The following is a 21,452-nucleotide window of genomic DNA, read 5'->3' as shown; positions in this document are numbered from 1 at the left end:
AAGGAGCGGCGAGTGCCGGGACGCGAGCTCAGCTGGCCGAAGTGGCCGTCAGGGGCAGCAAATCCAGGAGCGCGCTGACGCGCCGCGCATAGACGACGCCGAGGAAATCCGCGACCGCGTCAGCTGCCAGCCGCGATCGGACCGTCGGCGTGATGTCGAAAGCGTGATGGGCATTGGCGAGTTCGGCGTGGGCCACGGTGGCCGCGCCGGCCGCGCGTAGCGCCGCGCAGAACACGCGAGCCTGTCCGCTGGGCACCACTTCGTCCTTCTCACCGTGCAGCACGAAGAACGGTGGGGCGTCGCCGTGCACGTAGGAAATCGGCGACGCCGCCGCAAAGCGCTCCGGCTCGTCGGCGTAGCGGGCCTTCAGCACGAATTGCTCCAGGAACGGGAGCATCAGTTCGTGCATGTTCTCGAAGTCGGTGAAGTCGTAGACACCGTAATACGGCGCCACCGCCTGCACGGTGGTGTTGGCGTCTTCGAATCCGGGCTGGAAGGCGGGGTTGTTCGGGGTGAGCGCCGCCAGGGAGGCAAGGTGACCGCCCGCCGAACCGCCGGTGATGGCGATGAAGTCGGGGTCACCGCCGTAATCGGCGATGTTCTCCCGCACCCATGCGATTGCCCTTTTGACGTCGATGAGGTGCGCGGGGAACGTCGCTCGCGGGCTCTTGCTGTAGTCGATCGAGACGCAGATCCAGCCGAGTTGGACCAGTCGGCTCATCAACGTGTAGGCCTGCGGACGGCGGCCGTTGATCGCCCAAGCTCCGCCCGGCACCTGAATCAGCACCGGCGCCCGGCAACCGGGCGCCAAATCGTCGCGCCGCCAGACGTCGAGCAGGTTGTCGCGGGGACTCGGCCCGTAGGAGATGTCGGAAGTCTGCGCCGCATAACGGTGGTGGGGTCCGGGCCTGCTTATCAGTCGACCGCGCGGGGCGCACACGGCCCCGACGGCGGCGGGGTGGCATATCTGCTCACGAAATTCGGGGCCGAAGGACTCCTCGAGCGCGGCCGTGAGGGTTTGGTCCGCCCGCTGGGCGGCCAACGCCGTACCGACGCGGCCAACAGACGGATGAGAAACCCGCGACAGCGCGTGTCCGGTTACCACGTGCGGAGGAAACTCGGTGAAAAGCCACCCGGCGAAACAGCCCAGCGCGAACGGCCCGCCGCGCAGCACCAGATTGCCCAGCTGATAGATAGCGCGGGCCTCTGCCGCCAGGCGTGCCGCCCGGGCGTGCGCCCACGAGCAGTGCGAAGTCAAATTGCCGGCCACGCTCATTGCAACGCCACCCCTCGACGCTATGCACACGCCTCGTTGCGTTAACGGCCGATGGCCGGCCGATGTAATACGTGTGTCGAGGGTGCCTACCCTAACCGATAAATGGGGCGCCGTAACGGTTTTCGTGCGCGTGGCGCCGCGAAATCGGGTCCGTGGCTGCGGTTGGATAGACTGACCTGCACATTGCCTCCGTAGCTCAGGTGGATAGAGCAAGGGCCTTCTAATCCCTAGGTCGCACGTTCGAGTCGTGCCGGGGGCACCCACCGAGCCCCCAAGTGCGCCTGCGTGTCCAGGGTGCGCTCCTTATTCGACAATTTGTCAACTAGCATCTGGAGCGTGGACGCACGCCGGCTAGGGCGTTTGCTGGGTGTCGCAGTGGTGACAACTTGGGCGACGCTGCTGTGCCCACCGATTTCCACGTCCGCGGCGTCCTGCCCGGACGTCGAGGTGACGTTCGCCCGCGGCACCGCTGAGCCCCCCGGCGTCGGCGGGGTCGGAAGGGCTTTCATTGATTCCTTGCGCTCTCAGATCGGGAGCCGCTCCCTCGGGGTGTATGCGGTCAACTACCCCGCCGACGAGGATTTCGCCCCGTCCGCGTCCGCGGGCGCCAACGACGCTCATGCTCACGTCCAATCCATGGTGGCAACCTGCCCGAATACCAAGCTGGTGCTCGGCGGATACGCCCAGGGCGCGATGGTGATCGATCTGATCACCATCGCCCAGGCACCGATCGGGGGCCTGATCCCGCAGATACTGACTGCGGACGAGGCCGACCATGTTGCCGCGCTCGCTCTGTTCGGAAATCCGTCGGACCGGTATCTGGGTGCACCGGTGAGCGAGGTCAGCCCGTGGTATGGCGCGAAGGCCATTGACTTGTGTGCACCTGGCGATTCGGTGTGCACTCCGGGCGGCCCCTTGGCGCCGCCGTCGCACGACGAGATGTTCTCGGCGGCGCATCTGTCTTACCAGGGGTCCGGAATGCCCGGTCAGGCCGCCGCTTTCGTGGCCGGCCGTCTCTGAGTCGACTAATTGAGTTCTTTCGCCGATTCGCCGGGTGGTGGCGCCATGCGTTGTTGCCGAACCGCATGTCCCGGCCTTCGGCACGACCGAAACACGATTCGATCGAGGCTGGACCCTTGGTTACGAGCTCACCGCCAAAGCCGATGGCGCGGCGGGCCTCGTCGCTTGTCGAGCTCCGACGGCTAACCCACCGCAACGCGGCAATGACCACCCTCACACTGAATGCGCTATCGAATTCGAAAAGTCACCTCCTGGTGACCGCGAGGCCCCGATCGGCGGATGTGCGGCGAATCGACGGTGGTGATCGCCCGCGGTCAGGCCGGCGGGGCCCTGACGGGGGCGCCGGCGTCGGCACAGTGCCGCAGGTCACAGCCATTTCTGCGGGCATGATTAGCGCCGCTAAGCGCTCATACGGGACCGCCGGTAATGGCATTTGGGTCGGTTTTATTACTGGTCAGTAAACCCGAAATTAGTCGGAGCCAATGCTTAAAGAATGCGGTTTAATCATTACGGACAGCGTGTCAAGCGAGCAGATGGCGCCGATGGCGGGATGATTGGCAAGAGCGTCTTCTCTTCGAGGGGGTTGGCGATATATGGCCGCGGATGAATGGCAGCCGGTGGTGCGCGTCGGGCAGCCGAAGTTCATAGCTGGCGTGGGTAATCGAATCAAAGTCGAAGTCAAGACGAGAGGTTGGTTGAGCCGCGACTGGCGTTGTTACTTCGGCACGCACGTCTCTCAACAGCAGCTTGACGCGCGATACTCTTCCTATCCGTGCTGGGACGAAGTCCAGCGTATCGAGGGTTCCTGCGGAGAGCATGAAGCGGAGCTCTACATCGAAATGATCGATGCCGCAATCCATTATGCGAACAATAAGCTGCGTAGCAATGCGCTGCCGAGGGCGATTCCGCATGGAGCGCGCATCGAGCGGCGGGGCTGCGCGGTGCGCGAGCGCCAGGCCGAACTCGATGAGCTGGCGAAGAGGCTAGCGAAACCCGAGCTGTAACGTCTCGCGCAAAATTCGACGCCACAACCGGGCCGGCAAGCGGCGTTGAGACCCGTCCAGTGGGCTCGCGTCTCCCCGCACGTTTTGCCAGGTCGACTCAGGGATTGAGGCGAATACGTCAAATGCGGCAGATAACGTTTTGATAAATCCATCATTACTTATAGATACCGATATCCGCCGCCCCCTCCCGCAAAGATGTCACGTTTTGCGCGGCAGGGTCAAAGGCGCTTCAGCCGCTGGCTAATATCGTTCGGCCATTGGAGCGAGCCAATAGGGTGGCTTGCCGGTGATGAATGCCGTACTTATCCCGCTGGTTCTCGCTAACCACGTTCACACCGTCTCACCCCCCTCGGACGGCGCGAAGTAGTCTTACCTCGCCCGTGACGCTGCCGCCGATGAAGGCCGAGCGGATTCACAAGCCATACGCGAAGCCGGAGGTGCCCGATGGCCCAGTCCGAAGCGATCCTTTTCAACGTCACCGACCGGGTCGCGCTCATCACCGTCAACGATCCCGATCGACGCAACGCGATAACCGCCGAGTCGTCGGGGCAGCTGCGCGAGGCCGTCGAGCGGGCCGAAGCCGACCCCGATGTGCATGCCGTGGTGGTCACCGGGGCGGGCAAGGCGTTCTGCGCGGGCGCCGATCTCAGCGCCCTCGGGGCTGCCGGAGGTGGAGCGGCCGAGGCGGGCCTGCAGCAGCTTTATGACGGTTTCATGGCCGTTGGTAGTTGCCGGCTGCCCACCATTGCCGCCGTCAATGGCGCGGCGGTGGGCGCGGGCCTGAACCTGGCCCTGGCCGCCGATGTCCGCATCGCCGGACCTGACGCCGTGTTCGACGCACGATTCCAGAAGTTGGGGCTGCACCCCGGCGGAGGTGCGACGTGGATGCTGCAGCGGGCGGTGGGCCCACAGGTCGCGCGGGCGGCCCTGTTGTTCGGTATGCGGTTCGACGCCGACGCCGCCGTGCGGTACGGCCTGGCGCTGACGGTAGCCGAGGATCCGGTCGCTGCGGCGACGGAGCTCGCCGCGGGTACGGCGGCGGCCCCGCGGGAAGTGGTGCTGGCGACCAAGGCCACGATGCGCGCCACCGTAAGTCCCGGATCGCTGGACAACGAGCAACATCAGCTCGCCATGCGCGCCGAGCTCGGGCCGCAGTCACACTCCATCCAATCACCGGAATTTGCACAGCGTTTGGCCGCGGCGCAGCGCAGGTAGCCAATGGGTCCCGTCCTGCCACGCTGCTGACGAGAGACCTACAGATCCAGCAGTGCGGTTTCGGGTGACTCGATCAGGTCCCTTAGCTCGCAGACGAATTGGGCCGCTTGCGCACCGTCGACGATGCGGTGGTCGAACACACACGTCAACGACATCGTGGGGCGAGCCACGATCTGCGTTTTCGCGACGATGGGCCGCGGCCTGATCGCGCCCATGCCGAGGATGGCGGCTTCGGGATGGTTGATCACCGGCACACCGTCGTCCACGCCCAAGGCCCCGAAATTCGTCACGGTGAACGTCGAGCCCCGTAACTCCCCCGGCCCCAGGCTGCCGGCACGCGCACCGGCGATCAACTCGGCTGCCCGGCAAGCCAGTTCGCGGGTCGTCTTACTGTGGGCATCGATAACGACCGGGACAAGCAGGCCACGTTCGGTGGCCACGGCGATGCCCAAGTGCACACGATGCTCAACGCGCACCTGCGGTCCCTGCGGCGAGTCGACCCACGTCGAATTCATTATCTCGTTGTGGCGCAGCGCGACGATCAGCAATCGCAACATGAGCGCGAAGGGCGTTATGGTCTCCCCCGCCGTACTGAACCGTTCCGACAGTCGGACCAACTCGGTGCACTCGACCTCGACACCGACCTTCGCCGCCGGAATCTCCCTGTGCGACACCGCCATTTTCTCCGCCATCCAGGCCTGGACGCCCCGGACCGGCCGGAGATCGGCGCCATTGCCGTTCCCGCGGGCCGCCGACATCACGTCCTCCCGCGTGATGATGGCGCCGGTGTGCGGCACCGAGTTGAGGTCGACCATCAACTCTTTGGCCAACTTGCGTACCGGAGGGGCGGCAAGCGGGCGGGAGGGACGTCTGCTGGTATCGATGCCGGAGTCGGCGCCATAACCGACCAGCGTGGGCGTGGCCGTGTCGACGGCCAGCGGTTGCCCGCTGACTGGCGCGGTATCTATCCGCAGCAGCACCGCTCCCACCCTGACCACATCGCCTTCGGCGCCGTTCGTTTCGACGATCCGGCCCGCGTACGGACTCGGAATTTCCACCTCGGCCTTGGCGGTCTCCACCGTGCACAGCACCTGATTGAGCTCGACGTCGTCACCCATCGCCACATGCCACTGCGTCACCGTGACTTCTTCGAGTCCCTCGCCGAGGTCGGGGACGCGAAAGGACTTGATCCGCTCCTCGCTCATGGCTGCGCCAACACGCGTTCGACGCTGTCCAACAGCCGGTCGGGACCGGGCAGCCACCACCTCTCCAGCCGCGCCGGCGGGTACGGGGTGTCGAACCCGCACGCCCGCAACACCGGCGCCTCCAACTCGTAGAACAACTCCTCTTGGATGCGGGCAGCCAAGCCCGCTCCATAGCCCAGGCTTCGCGGTCCCTCGTGCATCACCACGCAGCGTCCGGTCCGGCGGATCGATGAGGCGACGGTATCGAAGTCCAGCGGCACCAGCGACCGCAGGTCGATGACCTCCAGGCTCCAACCGTATTGCCGCTGCGTCTCTTCGGCGGTGCCGACGGCGGTGCTGACCAAGCTGCCGTAGGTCACGACGGTCACGTCGGTGCCGGGTCGGCGCACCATCGCCTGTCCGATCGGCGGTTCGGGCCGGATGACGTCGACCAGCCCGCGCCCCTGATACCGGCGCTTGGGCTCCAGATACATGACCGGGTCCGGGCAGGTGATGGCGTGGCGCAGCAGCCAATACGCGTCGGCCGGGCTGGACGGCACCACCACCTTCAAGCCGGCGGTGTGTGCCCAGTAGGACTCGGTCGAATCCGAATGATGCTCGGCGGCACCGATTCCCCCGAAGGAAGGGATGCGCACCGTCACCGGCATGTTGATTTCGCCGCGGGTGCGGGTGCGATACTTCGCCAGGTGGCTGACCACCTGATCGAAAGCGGGGTAAGAAAACCCGTCGAACTGGATCTCGGGCACCGGTACGAAACCGCGCAGCGCCAGGCCCACCGCGATCCCGATGATGGCGGACTCCGCGAGTGGCGTATCAAAGCAACGGTTCTCGCCGAACGCCGCGGCCAGCCCCTCGGTTACCCGAAACACTCCTCCCTCGACCGAGACATCCTCGCCGAACACCAGCACCCGATCGTCGGCTGCCATCGCGTCGTGTAGCGCGCGGTTGAGGGCCTGCACCATGGTCAACGACTGAGCGCCGAGCGCGACGTCCTGCACCGCCGCGATCGGTGTTTCCTCGTGGCCGGCCGGACGATCAGCGAGCTGAGTCATAAATGCCTCTCAATCACTTCGTTCGAGCTCGGCGCGCAACTGCTGTCGCTGCGCCTGCAATCCCGGCGTGATTTCGGCGTACACCGACGTGAACACCTCGTCGATGTCGATATCGGGCGCGTCGAACACCGCATCGCGCAACTCGGCCCGCATCCGCTTCGCACGGCCAATAACCCGTTCTGCCAACCGTTGTGACCACAGGCCCTGGCCTTGCAGGTAGCTGCGGTACCGCGCGATCGGTTCCAGCGCCGACCAGTGGTCGACCTCGTCCTGCGTCCGGTATCGGCTCGGATCATCAGACGTGGTGTGCGGGGCCAAGCGGTAGGTGACCGCCTCGATCAATGTAGGGCCGCTACCGGCGCGGCCCCGGGCGGCGGCCTCGGCCGTCACCGCAAAGCAGGCCAGCACGTCATTGCCGTCCACCCGGATTCCGGGCATTCCGTAACCAATCGCTTTGTGCGCCAGCGACGGCGCGGCGGTCTGCTTGGATATCGGCATCGAGATCGCCCATTGGTTGTTCTGCACGAAGAATATGCAGGGGGCGTTGAACACGGCCGCGAAGTTCAGCGCCTCGTGCACGTCTCCCACGCTGGTGGCGCCGTCGCCGAGGAAGGCCACCGTCACCGAATCCTCGCGCAGGCGTTGGGTAGCCATCGCCGCGCCCACGGCGTGCAGGGTCTGAGTGCCGATCGGAATCGACAGCGGCGCGCAACACTTTTTGGTGAAGTCCAGGCCGCCGTGCCAGGTGCCCCGCCACGCGGCCCCTACGTGTCCGGGCGGAATACCGCGCACCAAAAATGCTCCGAGTTCCCGGTATTGGGGAAACAACCAGTCCGTCTTACGCAGGCAAGCCGCGGCACCAACCTGTGCCGCTTCCTGACCGTGGCAGGAGGCGTACAGACCCAGCTCCCCTTGCCGCTTGAGGTTGACGAATTCGGCGTCCAGCTCGCGGGTGATCACCATCATCTCGTAGAGCCAGCTCAGCGTCTCTGCGGGAAGCTCACGGCTGTAACGGTTTTGGGACGCCGGTGAACCATCCGGCGCGACGAGTTGCACCGGCTCGAGATCGACAGTCATCGACGTCGAAGACATCTGCGCCACACCGCCTCTCCCGTCGGGTGCCGCGTGGCTGGGTCAACCACAGCGGGTCCCGGCAAACGGTCAGCCGGGACCGACCGCGAGCGGAGATCGATCGCCAGTTACACGAAAGGCTTCGCTCGCCGCGACACTGACGTACTCACCATTATGCGCTCAAACCGGAAGAGACCGGGTTGATTGCGGTGTCGGCGCAGCGTGTCGCGCTTCAGTGCCCGGGCCCCGTTCGGTGCTTTGGCAGCCGTCACTCAGGGACGGTCTCACCCGCCCTGCGCAACGTCATTTGCGCGTGCTTGAGCACCGGCGAATCGACCATTTGCCCCTCGAAGGCGAAGACTCCGCGTTCGGACCGCGCGGCCGTCAGCACCCGCCGTGCCCAGTCCAGTCGCTCCTCACTAGGGCGATACGCCTCGCGGACTACCGGGATCTGGCTCGGGTGAATGCACACCGTTCCGCCGAAGCCCAGCGCGACGGCGTCCTCGGCCTCCGCCCGCAAGCCATCGAGATCCCGGATGTCCAGATGCACCGCGTCGAGCGCGACCCGCCCGAAGGTGGACGCCGCGAGCAAGGCCGTCGACCGCACGTGATGAGCGACGTCGCGGTAGGTGCCGTCGGCCTTGCGGCTGGAGCTACCTCCGAGCGTGGCCACCAGGTCCTCAGCGCCCCACATCAGCGCCACGGTGCCCGGTGCCGCCGCGATTTCGGTGGCGAACACCGCACCCCGCGGCGTCTCCAGCAGCGCGATCACCTCAAGTGGCGCGAGCGCTGTCACCTGCGCGGCGGATTCGGCCTTGGACAGCATCACCGTCGTGTACGCGGTGCCGGCCAGGGCTTCGAGATCGAGAGCGTATTCCGCCGTGGCGGCCGCGTTGAGCCGTACTGCTGTGCGCTCGGGGTCAAGCGGCGTATCCCGCAGCGCGTTGCGCGCCGCTGGCTTGTCCGCCTCGGCCACGCCGTCCTCGAGGTCGAGGATCACAACATCGGCGGCGGCGGCGGCCTTGGCGAAACGCTCGGGGCGGTCGGCCGGGCAGAACAGCCATCCGGGACCGGCGGTTTGCAGGTTCACGTGGTCTCCTGGTCGCTTGGGCGCTTCTGCACCAGCGTGGTGCGCACCGCGCGCGCGACGACGTCGCCGTGCTGGTTGCGTCCCGTGTGCTCGAGGGTGACGATGCCTTCGCCGGGCCGACTCTTCGATTCGCGCCTGCCCGTGCACACCGTCTCCGCGTACAGGGTGTCGCCATGAAAGACGGGCTTGGGGAAGGACACCTCGGAGAAGCCGAGGTTGGCCACGATCGTGCCGAGCGTTAACTGCGACACCGAGAGCCCGACCAGGGTGGAGAGGGTGAACATGGAGTTCACCAGTCGCTCACCCCGAAAGCCGGGCTGTTCGGCGGCCCAGGCCGCGTCGAGGTGCAGCGACTGGGTGTTCATGGTGAGCGTGGTGAACAACACGTTGTCGGCCTCGGTGATCGTTCTGCCGGGCCGGTGCAGATACGTGGTGCCGATCTCGAATTCCTCGAACCACAAGCCGCGCTGAACAATTGACTTGGCATCCGTCATGAGCGACGCTCCCCATCGCTGCGCTCTGCATCGTCGCCGGCGCGCGTCACGACAGCCCCAGCGATCGCGCGATGAGCATCAACTGCACTTCGGTGGTTCCTTCACCGATCTCGAGGATCTTGCTGTCGCGGTAATGCCGCGCCACCGGATATTCGTTCATGAAGCCGTAGCCACCGTGGATCTGCGTCGCATCGCGGGCATTGTCCATCGCCGCTTCTGAGGCGATCATCTTCGCGATTGCCGCCTCCTTCTTGAAGGGCTTGCCCGCCAACATCTTTGCCGCCGCATCATAGTATGCGGTGCGCGCCACATGGGCACGCGCCTCCATCCGTGCGATCTTGAAGCTAATCGACTGGTAGGCGCCGATCGGCTGGCCGAAAGCCTGGCGTTCCTTGGCGTACTTGACGCTTTCGTCGACGCAGCCCTGCGCCGCCCCGGTCGCCAGCGCGGCAATCGCGATGCGGCCCTCGTCCAGTATCGACAGGAAACCCGCGTAGCCGCTGCCTCGGGCACCCAACAGGTTCTCCTCCGGGACGCGAACGTCGTCGAAGCTCAACGGGTGAGTATCCGACGCGTTCCAGCCGACCTTGCTGTACACCGGTTCCACGGTGAATCCTGGTGTGCCATTCGGCACGATGATCGAGGAGATCTCTTTTTTGCCGTTCGCGTTGGTTCCGGTGACGGCGGTGACGGTGACCAGGGAGGTGATTTCGGTGCCGGAGTTGGTGATGAATTGCTTGCTGCCGTTGATCACCCAGTCGCCGTTGTCGAGCCGTGCCGTGGTGCGGGTGCCTCCGGCGTCCGAGCCGGCCCCGGATTCGGTGAGTCCGAAGCCGGCGAGGGCGCGGCCGGCGGTCAAGTCGGGCAGCCACTTCTGCTTTTGCTCTTCGGTGCCGAACCGGTAGATGGGCATCGCGCCGAGGCTGGCTCCGGCCTCCAGAGTGATCGCCACCGATTGGTCGACCTTGCCCAGTTCCTCCAGTGCGAGCGAAAGCGCGAAGTAGTCACCGCCCATGCCGCCGTACTCCTCGGGGAACGGCAGGCCGAACAGGCCCATCTCCCCCATCTTGGCGACAACTTCGTACGGGAAGCTGTGCTCCTCATCGTGTTTGGCCGACACCGGCGCAACCACGGTGCGCGCGAACTCGGCGACAGTGTCACGGAGATCTTCGTATTCCTTGGGCAATGTCCCCGCGGTGATGGATGTGGTCATGATGCGTCCTTACTCGAATCAGCTGCCGCGCTGGACTCTTCGGGCACCAGTCGGGCCAGCACCTGGTCCACCGTCACCTGGTCACCCACGGAGACCAGTACTTGCACCTGTCCGGAGACCGGCGCGGCAAGCGAATGTTCCATTTTCATCGCCTCGACGACGACTACCACGTCGCCCTCGGAAACGTCGGTGCCCGAGGTCGCCTGAACCGCGATCACGCTGCCGGGCATCGGACTGACGATCTCGGCCCGCTGCGCGCCCGCGGCGCGGTGGATTTTGTTTTCCTCGGCTTCCCGCAGGTGCCAGGTTCCTCGCTCGTCGGCGATCCACAGATGGCGGTCGGCTTCGGCCCAGCTATAGGTCCGCCGCACACCGTCCAGCGTCATGCTCAGCCGCGTCGGTTCGAGTTGCCCTGCGGCGAAACGGGGTTCACCCTCGCCGACCTGCACCGTGGCCGCCTCGGGCATCCCCCACACCGACACCGTCTCACTGCGCAGCGGGGTACGCATGTCGGTGCGGACCGGTGCCGGGCTACCGCCGACGCGCCATCCGGTCGGCTCCGCCCAGGGGTTGCCCCCGAAGCGGCGAGCGCGGGAAGCCAGGGCCGATTGCCGATAGAGGCCGGCGGCCGCGAGCACGTCGTCGGGAGCCGGCAGCGGAGCGAAGTCCGCCACGCGTTCGTCCAGCAGAGCGGTGTCCAGATCGCCGGCCTGCACCCGCCCGTCGGCGAGCAGAAATCGGAGGAATTCGATGTTTGTCTGAACGCCCAGGATCACGGTGCGGCTCAACGCCCGGTCGAGTTTCGCCAGCGCCTCGCCGCGGTCGGCCCCGTAAGCGATCACCTTGCTCAGCATCGGGTCGTAGTCGCTGCCCACCAGCGTGCCCGCCAACAACGAGGAGTCGACCCGCACACCGTCACCGGACGGCTCGGAAACATGCAGCACCGGTCCACCGGTCGGTAGGAATCCCCGCGCCGGATCCTCGGCGTAAACCCGGGCCTCGACGGCGTGTCCGCGCAATTCGATGTCGTCCTGGGCGAACGCCAGCTTCTCGCCGGCGGCCACTCGCAGCTGCCACTCGACCAGGTCCAGCCCGGTGACCGCCTCGGTGACCGGATGCTCAACCTGCAGGCGGGTATTCATCTCCATGAAGAAGAACTCGTCGGGCCGGGCCGCGGAGACGATGAACTCGACCGTGCCCGCGCCGACGTAATCAACGCTGCGCGCGGTGTCGCAGGCGGCCGCCCCGATGCGCGCCCGCGTCGCCTCGTCAAGCAACGGCGAAGGCGCCTCCTCGATCACCTTTTGATGGCGGCGCTGCAGGCTGCACTCACGCTCGCCGAGGTGCACGATGTTGCCGTGCGTGTCGGCGATCACCTGCACCTCGATGTGCCTGGGCCGCAGCACGAATCGTTCCAGAAACAATGTGTCGTCGCCGAACGACGAAGCGGACTCGCGCCGCGCCCCCACCAGCGCCTCGCCCAACCTGCCCGGTTCTTCCACCAACCGCATGCCCTTGCCGCCGCCGCCCGCCGAAGGCTTGATCAGCACCGGGTAGCCGACCTCGTCTGCGGCCGCGACCAGTTCGTCGTCGCTCAGCCCCGGCCTTGCGACACCGGGTACCACCGGCACATCGAAGGCGGCGACCGCGTTCTTGGCGGTGATCTTGTCGCCCATCACCTCGATCGCACGAGCCGGCGGCCCCAGGAACGCGACTCCGGCTCGCTCACAGGCGGCGGCGAAATCGGCGTTCTCGGAAAGGAATCCGTACCCAGGATGGATCGCTTGGGATCCGGTGCGCACGGCCGCCTCGACGACCTTGTCGATGTTGAGATAACTCTCGCGTGCCGCGGCGGGTCCCAGCCGCACCGCTTCGTCGGCTTCGAGCACGTGCCGCGCACCGTCGTCGGGATCGCTGTAGACGGCGACCGAGCGGATGCCCAGCCGGCGCAGGGTTCGGATCACCCGCACCGCGATCTCGCCGCGGTTGGCCACTAGAACGGTCTCGAACACTGCACTCACATCCGGAAGACGCCGTAGGAGACCGGCTCCAGCGGTGCTTGAGCGCACACCGAGAGAGCCAGCCCGACAAAGGTTCTGGTGTCAGCGGGGTCGATGATCCCGTCGTCCCACAGCCGCGCCGTGGAGTAATAAGGATTGCCCTGATTTTCGTATTGTTCGCGAATGGGAGCCTTGAACGCCTCTTCCTCGTCGGCCGACCATGGTTTGCCGGCGCCGGCAAGTTGCTCGGCGCGCACGGTGGCCAGCACCGACGCGGCCTGTTCGCCGCCCATCACCGAGATGCGGGCGTTCGGCCACATCCACAGGAATCGTGGCGAATACGCCCGGCCGCACATCGAATAGTTTCCCGCCCCATAGGAGCCGCCGATCACGACGGTCAATTTGGGCACCCGCGCGCAGGCGACGGCGGTGACCATCTTGGCGCCATGTTTGGCGATGCCACCGGCCTCGTAGTCGCGGCCCACCATGAAGCCGGCGATGTTCTGTAAGAACAGCAATGGTATTTTGCGCTTGTCGCACAACTCGATGAAATGTGCTCCCTTCAAGGCGGATTCGCTGAAGAGAACGCCGTTGTTGGCCACGATTCCCACTGGGTGGCCGTGAATATGCGCGAACGCGGTCACCAGCGTCTTGCCGTAATTGGCCTTGAATTCGCTGAATTCGCCGCCGTCGACCAGCCGCACGATGACCTCGTGCACGTCGTAGGGCACCCGCGGGTCCGGCGGCACCACGTCGTAGAGCTGCGTCTGAGCGCACGTGGGCGGGAGCGGGGACCGCAGGTCCCAAGGGCTGGGCTCGCGCGGGCCGAAGGTTTCCGCGATCGCGCGGACGATCCGCAGGGCGTGCTCGTCGTCTTCGGCAAGGTGGTCGGTGACGCCGGAAACCCGGGAGTGCAGGTCGCCGCCGCCGAGTTCCTCGGCCGACACGACCTCTCCGGTCGCGGCCTTGACCAAGGGCGGACCACCCAAGAAGATCGTGCCCTGCTCGCGAACTATGACGGCCTCATCGCTCATCGCCGGCACGTAGGCGCCGCCGGCCGTGCACGAACCGAGCACCGCCGCAACTTGCGGAATCTCCTTGGCGCTCATGGTCGCCTGGTTGTAGAAGATGCGGCCGAAATGTTCGCGGTCGGGGAAGACCTCGTCCTGCCGCGGCAGAAACGCGCCCCCGGAGTCCACCAGGTAGATGCAGGGCAGCCGATTCTGCAGCGCCACCTCTTGGGCGCGCAGATGTTTTTTGACCGTCATGGGGTAGTAGGTACCGCCCTTGACCGTCGCGTCGTTGGCGACGATCACGCACTCGCGGTCCGACACGCGGCCGATGCCTGTGATGATCCCTGCTCCCGGAGACTCATCGTCGTACATACCGTCCGCGGCCAGCGGTGAGAGTTCCAGAAACGGGCTACCGGGGTCGAGTAGGCGGTCCACGCGTTCGCGGGGCAGCAACTTGCCCCGGCTGACGTGACGTTCCCGTGCACGCTCGTTTCCGCCCAACGCGGCCGCCGCCAGCTTGGCGTTCAGCTCAGCCACCAGCCGACGGTGCTCATCGGCGAACGACGCCCCGGTTGAGACGGGCGAGGTCACCACGTTGTCCATGGCCGCAGCAGCCTCCTTGCCGTCGTGCGGTCGGATTTTGAGTTAATGTCCATTAACTCAAGGGCTGAGAATACCATCGCCGCCGTTGCCGGTCCAGGCAGGACCGCCCTCGTGACGAACGCGAGTTAATCGCGAATAACTCATGCTAGGTTAGGGCCAATTGACCAAACGGAGGTCCGTCATGACAGCGTCCGCCTCCGAGGGCCGGGCCAGTCCCGCTGACGCTCCAAATCGCCGGCGCCAGTTGAAGTCCGACCGTCGTTTACAACTGCTGTCCGCCGCCGAGCGGCTGTTCGCTGAACGCGGTTTCCTGGCGGTGCGGCTGGAAGACATCGGTGCCGCCGCCGGGGTGAGCGGTCCGGCCATCTATCGCCATTTCCCGAACAAGGAGTCGCTGCTGGTCGAGTTGCTGGTGGGCATCAGCACCCGCCTGCTCGCCGGTGCGCGGCAGGTACGGACCCACAGCACCGATGCGGCCGCCGCACTGGACGGGCTGATCGATTTTCATCTGGACTTCGTGTTCAACGAACCCGACCTCATTCGCATCCAGGATCGTGACCTCGCGTACTTACCCCAGGCCGCCGAACGGCAGGTGCGCAAATCCCAGCGTCAATATGTCGAGGTCTGGGTGGGAGTGCTGCGGGAACTCAACCCCGACCTGGCCGAGGCCGACGCCCGGCTGACCGCGCACGCCGTATTCGGCCTGCTGAATTCGACGCCGCACAGCATGAAGCCCCTCGACACTTCGCGGAGCAAATCCGTCGGCGCGGCGAGGGCGCGCACCGTGATGCGGGCCATGACCGTGGCCGCGCTCGCGGCCGGAAATCAACGCCCCTGAGCTCCCCGTCCTAGCTGACGCAGGCCTGTAACACCGAGGCCAGGTACCCTTGCAAGCCATGAGGTGGACATGAACGATTCACGTCCTACCGAGCGCTTTCCTACATCGCCGGGGCCACAGCAGCCGAGGTATTCGCCCTCCGCTGATCCCGCGTACGCCGACCAGACGCCCTACGCGCAGAGCTACGGCGGGACGACGTCGCCGTGGGCGCCCACCCCGAACGAGACGAACACGACCAAGCCGCTGCCGGCGTACTGGCAGCAAGACCTACCTCCGTCGGGCGACGCACCGAGGGGCATGGTTCCCCCGCCACCCGTCGCCCCGAGACCGTCGTCGCGATGGGTGTGGATCGGCGCAGGCGCGGCGGTGTTGCTGGTCGTCGCCTTGGTGATAGCGCTGGTGCTGGCGAACGACGCGATCAAGACCCAGACCGCCGTCCCCCCGTTGCCGGCGATGCCGGAGCCGAGCACGGAGGCCCCGACGACGTCGACGCACAGGTCACCGTCGTTCATTCCGGCCCCGATACCGCCGACCAGCGGGCCCAATTCGCCGCCCGAGACCACCGGGCAGGTCGTGATGCAAGACGTCGTCTACACCGTCTCGGGTGAGGGTCGCGCGATCAGCATCATGTACATCGATACCGGCGGGCTCATCCAGACCGAATTCAACGTCGCGCTGCCGTGGAGCAAGGAGGTCAGCCTGTCGAAATCGGCTGCCCACCCGGCCAACGTCACGATTGTCAACATCGGCCACAGCGTCACCTGCACGCTCACCATCGACGGGGTTCAGATCAGCAAACGCGTCGGCGGTGGTTTGACGGTCTGCGACGCCCGCGGCTAGGCGTTGTTCGGGCCGCCTACGACGGCTCGGCCGCGGGTTCGGCCACCGTGGCGGCGCGCAGCGGAACCCGGACGGCCAGCATCGCCAGCAGTCCGGCAATCAGCACCAGCAAAATGCCGCCCAGGCCGGCGCGCACGGCGCCGAAGACGTCGACGAATACCGAGAACAGCCACGGTGCCACGAACGCCACCGCCCGCCCGGTCATGGTGTAGAGACCGAACGCGACCCCTTCCCTGCCGTGCTTGGCCATCTGCAGCAGCAAAGCGCGCGACGACGATTGCGACGGCCCGATGAACATGCACAACACCAGCCCACACACCCAGAAGGCCACCGATCCGGACAGCGCCATCAGGGTCAGCCCCAGGACGACGATCGCGAACAGTGACGCCACGATGACGGGCTTTGACCCGACGCGGTGATCGACGAACCCACCCAGCACCGCGCCCACCGCCGCGATCACACTGGCCGCCACCCCGAAGATCAGCACGTTGGCCTGCGAGATGCCGTACACGTTCACGCCGAGCACGGCACCAAACGCGAAGATCGCCGAAAGCCCGTCCCGGAAGAGCGCGCTGGCGAACAGGAAGTAGACCAGGTTGCGATCGCGCCGCCACTCCGCGGCGACTTCCGTCCACAACTTGCGATAGCCACCCAGCATGCTGGTCGGCCGGCGGCCCTCCGACGACTCGGTAAGCCGGTGCGCGACGAACAACAAGGGCAACGCCAGCACCGCGAACCAGATCGCGGCCACCACCATCGCCTCGCGGACATATAGCCCGTCCCGCAACGGAACTCGCAGCAGGCCGCGTGTCGCCGTGGGCCCGGTGCCGGATCCGGAGATGAAGCCCGTGTAGATCACCAGCAGCAGCAGGACGCTCCCGACATAACCCGCTGCCCAGCCGAATCCGGATATTCGCCCCGCCGTCTGCGGCGTCGAGAGCTGCCGCAGCATGGCGTTGTACGGGACGCTGGCCAGATCGCCGCAGGCCGCGGTCGCTCCAAGCAGCACCAGACCCGCCCACAGGTAGCCGGGATGCTCGCGGATAAAGAACATCAAGCTGGTCAGCGTCACCGCCGCAGCCGTCAGCACACTCAACGCCACCCGCCTACGGTGCGGCGACTCCACCCACACGCCGACGGCGGGCGCGAGCACGGCGACGGTCAGGCCGGCGATGGCCGCCGCGCGGCCCAGCCAGCTCGCCGGCGTCGTGGCACCCGATATGCCGGCCCCTACGCTGCTGGTCAGGTAGACGGAGAAGACGAAGGTCGCCACGATCGCGTTCAGGCCGGTCGAGCCGCAGTCCCACAGGGCCCACGCCACCACACGCGATCGCGCGGGGGTGGCGGAACGCGACTCCTGCCGGCTCATGTCCGGCACTCTATCGGCGCTCGCGATCGCCTGCGGGTCCCGTTTGGACCGCTGTCTACCATTGGCCCATGCCGCTACCCGCTCCAAGCCCCGAGGCGCGCGCCGTCGTCAGCGGAGCTTCGCAGAACATCGGTGAAGCGCTCGCCACCGAACTCGCCGCTCGCGGACACAACCTGATCGTCACGGCGCGCCGCGAAGACCTGCTCAAGGACCTGGCCGCTCGCCTGACCGACAAGTACGGCGTCACCGTCGACGTGCGCCCCGCCGACCTGGCCGATCCGGGCGAACGCGCGAAACTGTGCGACGAGCTGGCGGCCCGACCCATCTCGATCCTGTGCGCCAATGCGGGCACCGCGACCTTCGGTCCGGTCGCCACGCTCAATCCGGCTGGCGAAAAGGCCCAGCTGCAGCTGAATGTCCTTGGGGTGCACGATCTCACATTGGCCGTGCTGCCGGGAATGGTGGAGCGTGGGTCTGGCGGGATACTGATTTCCGGTTCGGCGGCGGGCAATTCGCCGATCCCGTACAACGCGACGTACGCGGCCACCAAGGCCTTCGCGAACACCTTCAGCGAATCCCTGCGCGGCGAGCTGCGCAAATCCGGAGTCAATGTGACGCTGCTGGCGCCGGGCCCGGTACGCACCGACCTGCCCGACGACACCGAGGCCTCGATCGTCGAGCGACTGGTGCCGGATTTTTTATGGATCTCGACCGAGCACACCGCCCGGGTGTCGCTGGATGCGTTGGCACACAACAAGATGCGAGTCGTTCCGGGCCTGACGTCCAAGGCGATGTCGGTGGCCAGCGGGTACGGTCCGCGCGCCATCGTGGCGCCCATCGTGGGCGCGTTCTACAAGAAGCTCGGCGGCGGGTAGGCGCTATTTCCGGCGGCGGCCGGAACCGAAGATGCCCTTCACTGCTTCGCGTATCGCGGTGTTGATCCCGCTTTTCACGGTCGGGTTCTGCAAGACTTCCTCCCACATGGACGGCCCCTTCGAGCCCTTGGGCTCCGCCGGCTCCGGCATCGGCGGGACTGGCTCGTTCGGCGGCACCGGGGGGTATTCGGACCGGGTTTGCGGTGGCTGCGGCGCGGATTGGGTCTGCGAATCCTGCGGGACGGATTGAGGCTGCGCGGGCTGGGACAGCGTCTGACCGTACTTCGCCTGCAGCGGACTGTTTTTCGCCGCGCCGCCGATCGCATCGTTGCCGATCGACGCCATCAGCGAGCGGGGTACCCGCATGCGCGTCCACGCGACCGGCGTCGGCGCGCCTTTCTCGGACAACACGGTGACCACCGCCTCACCGATTCCCAGCGACGTCAACGCCGACTCCAGGTCGTAGACATCGGTTTTCGGGTAGGTGCGGACGGTCTTGCTGAGCGCCTTTTGGTCGTCGGGCGTGAACGCCCGCAACGCGTGCTGAATCCGCGCACCCAGCTGGGAGAGGATGTCGTTGGGAATGTCGGTGGGCAGCTGGGTGCAGAAGAACACCCCGACGCCCTTCGAGCGGATCAGCTTCACGGTCTGCTCGACCTGCTCGAGGAACGCCTTGGACGCGTCGGCGAACAACAGGTGCGCCTCGTCGAAGAAGAAGACCAGTTTCGGCTTGTCCACATCGCCGACCTCGTCCAGTTGGGTGTACAGGTCGGCGAGCAGCCACATCAGGAAGGTGGAGAAGATGACGGGACGCACCGACTGGCCGCTGAACTCCAGCAGCGAGATGATGCCCTGGCCCTGGTCGTTGAGGCGCAGCAGATCGTTCGGGTCGAGCTTGGGTTCGCCGAAGAAGGTGTCGCCGCCCTCGGCATCGAGATTCACCAGTGCGCGCAGGATGACGCCCGCCGTGGTCGCCGACACGCCGCCCAGGGATTTCAGGTCTTCCTTGCCCGCGTCGCTGGTCAGGTAGCCGATGGCGCCGCGTAGATCGTCCGTGGTGACCAGGCGACGGTTTTGATCCTTTGCCCAATGGAAGATCAGCCCCAGCGTCGACTCTTGAGTAGCGTTAAGCCCCAGCACTTTTGACAGCAGAACCGGCCCGAAACTGTCGACGGTCGCTCGGATCGGCACACCGATTCCCTTGGTGCCCAACGACAAGAACTCGACCGGAAACCCAGTCGGCTCCCAGTTGTCGCCGGTGTCCTTGGCGCGTGCGGCGGTCTTGTCGTTACCTTCGCCCGGCCTGGCCAACCCGGACAGGTCGCCCTTCACGTCGGCCATCAGGACGGGGACACCCGCGGCGCTGAGCTGTTCGGCGATCAGTTGCAGCGTCTTGGTCTTGCCGGTTCCGGTAGCCCCGGCCACCAGGCCGTGCCTGTTGATGGTGGCCAGCGGAATGCGGATCTGCGCCGCCGGATCGGCGTCGCCGTCGATCACGACCGTGCCCAATTCCAGAGCCTGGCCGTCGACCGCGTAGCCGTCGGCGATCCGCGTCGCGGCCGTGGCCGCAGAATCGGTGCTCATCGTGCTACGCCTCTCTTCTCCGATGATTCGGCATGCAGTTCGACAACGCTCACCCTACGTCTCCACCTCATCCGGGGGCGAGGTCCGGCACGGGCGTCACCGGCGCCTAGTCTGAGCGCTGTGCGAGACGAATTGGTGTGGATCGACTGCGAGATGACCGGACTCGACCTGGGTTCGGACAAGCTGATTGAGATCGCGGCGCTGGTGACCGACGCCGATCTGAACGTTCTCGGCGACGGAGTCGACGTGGTGATCCACGCCGACGACGCCGCGCTGGCGGCGATGGGCGACGTGGTCAGCGAAATGCATGCGCGCTCTGGGCTGACCGACGAGGTGCAGGCATCCACCGTCGACCTGGCGACCGCCGAGGCGATGGTGCTGGATTACATCGGCGAACACGTCAAACAACCCAAGACGGCGCCGCTGGCCGGCAACTCCATTGCCACCGACCGCGCCTTCATCACGCGCGACATGCCCGCGCTGGATTCGTTCTTGCACTACCGCATGATCGATGTGAGCTCGATCAAAGAACTGTGCCGGCGCTGGTATCCGCGGATCTACTTCGGGCAGCCGGTCAAGGGGCTTTCCCACCGCGCACTGGCCGACATCCACGAGTCCATTCGCGAGTTGCAGTTCTATCGGCGGACCGCGTTCGTTGCGCCGCCGGGGCCGTCTACCAGCGAAATCGAGGCGGTGGTCGCCGCCCTTGACGGCGGAAAAGACGCACCGGGGACAAACGATTCGGCCAGCGCGCCACCGACCGGCTAGTATCGACGTCGCCGCTCGTTGACCATCGTCGTGCGAAGGTCGGCTTGCGGCCGTGGTGGGTGTAGTTCAGTTGGTAGAGCGTCAGGTTGTGATCCTGAATGTCGCGGGTTCGAGTCCCGTCACTCACCCCACTGGGTCAGGGAGCGTCGCCGCTTCCTGACCTCTTGTTTTCCGACCACTTGCGACGCTACTGCGACACTGAGCGCCAAGGGAGCTCCGGTGAAGAGTGCCGCAATGAGGCGCTTGGGCGTATGACCGCCGGTTCTTGTGTGCCGCCGTTAGTGGCGTGATCTATCAGAACCCGGCAGGGCTATAGTTGCAGCCCACGATTGAGCGACCGCGGAATTCTTTACCATCGACATTTGAGCCGATTCGGCGTTGGATCGTTCAGGGTCGGCTCGTCGCGTATCGCGTTAAGCCACGCTCATTCCGGTTGGATCACGATTCGATCGTGAAGCTCGCAGGCCCAAGCGGCAGTGCGGCGTAGCGAACGACCGCGAAACGATCGCGCACCACGACGGGCCCGCGGAACACAATGGAACCATCAGTGACGGGTCCTACCTGGCGGGAGCAATCCATGAGCGGTGAAGAGGAACAGCTAGCACTCGCGGTGTGGGACGCAATCGCGGACATACTCAACCGGGTCGTCCACGAGCTACCCGAACCGGGCCGCGACGAAATACAGCGCACTGCCAATGCACTTCGAGACGATGCCGTTAAGTTGCTGTGGTCGCGCGGATCAAAATCGCCGCTGTATCCGTTCGCCCGAGAGATGGCGTTTGCCGTTCTCGACTGGTGGAATGACCCGTCGCACGAAAACTTCGTCAACTTGGAGCGCGCAAGCAAGGCGTACGAAACGGCCCGGCTCGGGCGTTAGGACGACAGCCTGTTTGTTATGGCGCTGGCGCGCTGACGCCTGCTG

19 protein-coding genes and 2 tRNA genes are annotated in these 21,452 nt (G+C 65.9%); 10 read left to right on the top strand and 11 right to left on the bottom strand.

Going from position 1 to position 21,452, the window contains the following annotated elements; all coding sequences use genetic code 11:
- Window positions 1-28: 28 nt before the first annotated feature.
- Entirely contained in the window at window positions 29-1,276 is a 1,248-nt protein-coding gene (gene lipQ / locus AC5Y4F_RS04515; protein WP_067938919.1) for an esterase LipQ, read from the bottom strand.
- Window positions 1,277-1,461: 185 nt separating this feature from the next.
- Between lipQ and AC5Y4F_RS04510 the strand changes: the two genes are divergently transcribed.
- The 4 genes from AC5Y4F_RS04510 to AC5Y4F_RS04495 all read left to right on the top strand — a co-directional run bounded on the left by AC5Y4F_RS04510 (window position 1,462) and on the right by AC5Y4F_RS04495 (window position 4,515).
- Window positions 1,462-1,535, top strand: a tRNA-Arg gene (locus tag AC5Y4F_RS04510).
- 77 nt (window positions 1,536-1,612) lie between these two features.
- Entirely contained in the window at window positions 1,613-2,296 is a 684-nt protein-coding gene (locus tag AC5Y4F_RS04505; protein ID WP_197520671.1) for a cutinase family protein, read from the top strand.
- A 593-nt stretch (window positions 2,297-2,889) separates the two neighbouring features.
- Complete coding sequence (locus AC5Y4F_RS04500; RefSeq protein WP_067938922.1) at window positions 2,890-3,300, top strand: hypothetical protein; 411 nt, start codon at window positions 2,890-2,892, stop codon at window positions 3,298-3,300.
- A 444-nt stretch (window positions 3,301-3,744) separates the two neighbouring features.
- Window positions 3,745-4,515 carry an enoyl-CoA hydratase gene (locus AC5Y4F_RS04495; protein ID WP_067938924.1) on the top strand — a complete coding sequence of 257 codons (771 nt, stop codon included), beginning with the start codon at window positions 3,745-3,747 and terminating at the stop codon, window positions 4,513-4,515.
- 38 nt (window positions 4,516-4,553) lie between these two features.
- Here the strand turns inward: AC5Y4F_RS04495 and AC5Y4F_RS04490 are convergent, their stop codons facing one another.
- The 8 genes from AC5Y4F_RS04490 to AC5Y4F_RS04455 form a co-directional block, all read right to left on the bottom strand.
- The gene (locus AC5Y4F_RS04490) at window positions 4,554-5,720 is read right to left on the bottom strand and encodes a dihydrolipoamide acetyltransferase family protein (RefSeq protein WP_499995301.1); all 1,167 of its coding nucleotides are present in this window, start codon (window positions 5,718-5,720) and stop codon (window positions 4,554-4,556) included.
- Window positions 5,717-6,772: a 3-methyl-2-oxobutanoate dehydrogenase subunit beta gene (gene bkdB, locus AC5Y4F_RS04485; protein ID WP_067938929.1), complete on the bottom strand. Its 1,056-nt coding sequence runs from the start codon at window positions 6,770-6,772 to the stop codon at window positions 5,717-5,719. The genes AC5Y4F_RS04490 and bkdB overlap by 4 nt, the downstream gene beginning before the upstream one ends.
- 9 nt (window positions 6,773-6,781) lie before the next feature.
- A complete protein-coding gene (pdhA, locus tag AC5Y4F_RS04480; protein WP_499995777.1) occupies window positions 6,782-7,864 on the bottom strand; it encodes a pyruvate dehydrogenase (acetyl-transferring) E1 component subunit alpha in 1,083 nt (360 codons plus the stop codon).
- Window positions 7,865-8,111: 247 nt separating this feature from the next.
- Complete coding sequence (locus tag AC5Y4F_RS04475; RefSeq protein ID WP_067938932.1) at window positions 8,112-8,933, bottom strand: HpcH/HpaI aldolase/citrate lyase family protein; 822 nt, start codon at window positions 8,931-8,933, stop codon at window positions 8,112-8,114.
- Window positions 8,930-9,427 carry a MaoC family dehydratase gene (locus AC5Y4F_RS04470; RefSeq protein WP_067938935.1) on the bottom strand — a complete coding sequence of 166 codons (498 nt, stop codon included), beginning with the start codon at window positions 9,425-9,427 and terminating at the stop codon, window positions 8,930-8,932. The genes AC5Y4F_RS04475 and AC5Y4F_RS04470 overlap by 4 nt, the downstream gene beginning before the upstream one ends.
- A gap of 46 nt (window positions 9,428-9,473) precedes the next feature.
- Window positions 9,474-10,640 carry an acyl-CoA dehydrogenase family protein gene (locus AC5Y4F_RS04465; protein ID WP_067938938.1) on the bottom strand — a complete coding sequence of 389 codons (1,167 nt, stop codon included), beginning with the start codon at window positions 10,638-10,640 and terminating at the stop codon, window positions 9,474-9,476.
- On the bottom strand, window positions 10,637-12,652 hold the full coding sequence (locus AC5Y4F_RS04460; RefSeq protein WP_499995776.1) for an acetyl/propionyl/methylcrotonyl-CoA carboxylase subunit alpha: 2,016 nt from the start codon (window positions 12,650-12,652) through the stop codon (window positions 10,637-10,639). The genes AC5Y4F_RS04465 and AC5Y4F_RS04460 overlap by 4 nt, the downstream gene beginning before the upstream one ends.
- Window positions 12,653-12,657: 5 nt before the next feature.
- Entirely contained in the window at window positions 12,658-14,256 is a 1,599-nt protein-coding gene (locus tag AC5Y4F_RS04455; RefSeq protein WP_499995299.1) for a carboxyl transferase domain-containing protein, read from the bottom strand.
- 181 nt (window positions 14,257-14,437) lie between these two features.
- Between AC5Y4F_RS04455 and AC5Y4F_RS04450 the strand changes: the two genes are divergently transcribed.
- A complete protein-coding gene (locus tag AC5Y4F_RS04450) occupies window positions 14,438-15,094 on the top strand; it encodes an SACE_7040 family transcriptional regulator (protein ID WP_067938944.1) in 657 nt (218 codons plus the stop codon).
- Between the two features lie 63 nt (window positions 15,095-15,157).
- Entirely contained in the window at window positions 15,158-15,934 is a 777-nt protein-coding gene (locus tag AC5Y4F_RS04445; RefSeq protein WP_499995298.1) for an MmpS family transport accessory protein, read from the top strand.
- Between the two features lie 16 nt (window positions 15,935-15,950).
- Here AC5Y4F_RS04445 and AC5Y4F_RS04440 read toward each other — a convergent pair whose 3' ends face one another.
- Window positions 15,951-17,303: an MFS transporter gene (locus tag AC5Y4F_RS04440; RefSeq protein WP_499995296.1), complete on the bottom strand. Its 1,353-nt coding sequence runs from the start codon at window positions 17,301-17,303 to the stop codon at window positions 15,951-15,953.
- 68 nt (window positions 17,304-17,371) lie between these two features.
- Between AC5Y4F_RS04440 and cmrA the strand changes: the two genes are divergently transcribed.
- Window positions 17,372-18,178 carry a mycolate reductase gene (cmrA, locus tag AC5Y4F_RS04435; protein ID WP_067938955.1) on the top strand — a complete coding sequence of 269 codons (807 nt, stop codon included), beginning with the start codon at window positions 17,372-17,374 and terminating at the stop codon, window positions 18,176-18,178.
- 3 nt (window positions 18,179-18,181) lie between these two features.
- Here cmrA and AC5Y4F_RS04430 read toward each other — a convergent pair whose 3' ends face one another.
- Window positions 18,182-19,762, bottom strand: coding sequence for a helicase HerA-like domain-containing protein (locus AC5Y4F_RS04430; protein WP_067938957.1), 1,581 nt, complete (start codon window positions 19,760-19,762; stop codon window positions 18,182-18,184).
- 120 nt (window positions 19,763-19,882) lie between these two features.
- Between AC5Y4F_RS04430 and orn the strand changes: the two genes are divergently transcribed.
- From orn to AC5Y4F_RS04415, 3 genes are all read left to right on the top strand, one after another.
- Entirely contained in the window at window positions 19,883-20,530 is a 648-nt protein-coding gene (gene orn, locus AC5Y4F_RS04425; protein ID WP_499995295.1) for an oligoribonuclease, read from the top strand.
- A gap of 55 nt (window positions 20,531-20,585) precedes the next feature.
- Window positions 20,586-20,661 (top strand) — tRNA-His (locus tag AC5Y4F_RS04420).
- Window positions 20,662-21,107: 446 nt separating this feature from the next.
- A complete protein-coding gene (locus AC5Y4F_RS04415) occupies window positions 21,108-21,407 on the top strand; it encodes a hypothetical protein (protein ID WP_499995294.1) in 300 nt (99 codons plus the stop codon).
- The last annotated feature ends 45 nt before the right edge of the window (window positions 21,408-21,452 follow it).

This window comes from Mycobacterium sp. NGS56, from assembly GCF_059812425.1.
This window is presented reverse-complemented; position numbering and strand designations above follow the sequence as displayed.

Bases quoted from the DNA above. Each gene is read 5' to 3' on its own strand.
- AC5Y4F_RS04455 (WP_499995299.1), bottom strand. From the start codon at position 14,256: ATGGACAACGTGGTGACCTCGCCCGTCTCAACCGGGGCGTCGTTCGCC.
- bkdB (WP_067938929.1), bottom strand. From the start codon at position 6,772: ATGACTCAGCTCGCTGATCGTCCGGCCGGCCACGAGGAAACACCGATC.
- AC5Y4F_RS04465 (WP_067938938.1), bottom strand. From the start codon at position 10,640: ATGACCACATCCATCACCGCGGGGACATTGCCCAAGGAATACGAAGAT.
- AC5Y4F_RS04500 (WP_067938922.1), top strand. From the start codon at position 2,890: ATGGCCGCGGATGAATGGCAGCCGGTGGTGCGCGTCGGGCAGCCGAAG.
- AC5Y4F_RS04490 (WP_499995301.1), bottom strand. From the start codon at position 5,720: ATGAGCGAGGAGCGGATCAAGTCCTTTCGCGTCCCCGACCTCGGCGAG.
- lipQ (WP_067938919.1), bottom strand. From the start codon at position 1,276: ATGAGCGTGGCCGGCAATTTGACTTCGCACTGCTCGTGGGCGCACGCC.
- AC5Y4F_RS04440 (WP_499995296.1), bottom strand. From the start codon at position 17,303: ATGAGCCGGCAGGAGTCGCGTTCCGCCACCCCCGCGCGATCGCGTGTG.
- AC5Y4F_RS04450 (WP_067938944.1), top strand. From the start codon at position 14,438: ATGACAGCGTCCGCCTCCGAGGGCCGGGCCAGTCCCGCTGACGCTCCA.
- cmrA (WP_067938955.1), top strand. From the start codon at position 17,372: ATGCCGCTACCCGCTCCAAGCCCCGAGGCGCGCGCCGTCGTCAGCGGA.
- AC5Y4F_RS04415 (WP_499995294.1), top strand. From the start codon at position 21,108: ATGAGCGGTGAAGAGGAACAGCTAGCACTCGCGGTGTGGGACGCAATC.
- pdhA (WP_499995777.1), bottom strand. From the start codon at position 7,864: ATGTCTTCGACGTCGATGACTGTCGATCTCGAGCCGGTGCAACTCGTC.
- AC5Y4F_RS04495 (WP_067938924.1), top strand. From the start codon at position 3,745: ATGGCCCAGTCCGAAGCGATCCTTTTCAACGTCACCGACCGGGTCGCG.
- AC5Y4F_RS04430 (WP_067938957.1), bottom strand. From the start codon at position 19,762: ATGAGCACCGATTCTGCGGCCACGGCCGCGACGCGGATCGCCGACGGC.
- AC5Y4F_RS04470 (WP_067938935.1), bottom strand. From the start codon at position 9,427: ATGACGGATGCCAAGTCAATTGTTCAGCGCGGCTTGTGGTTCGAGGAA.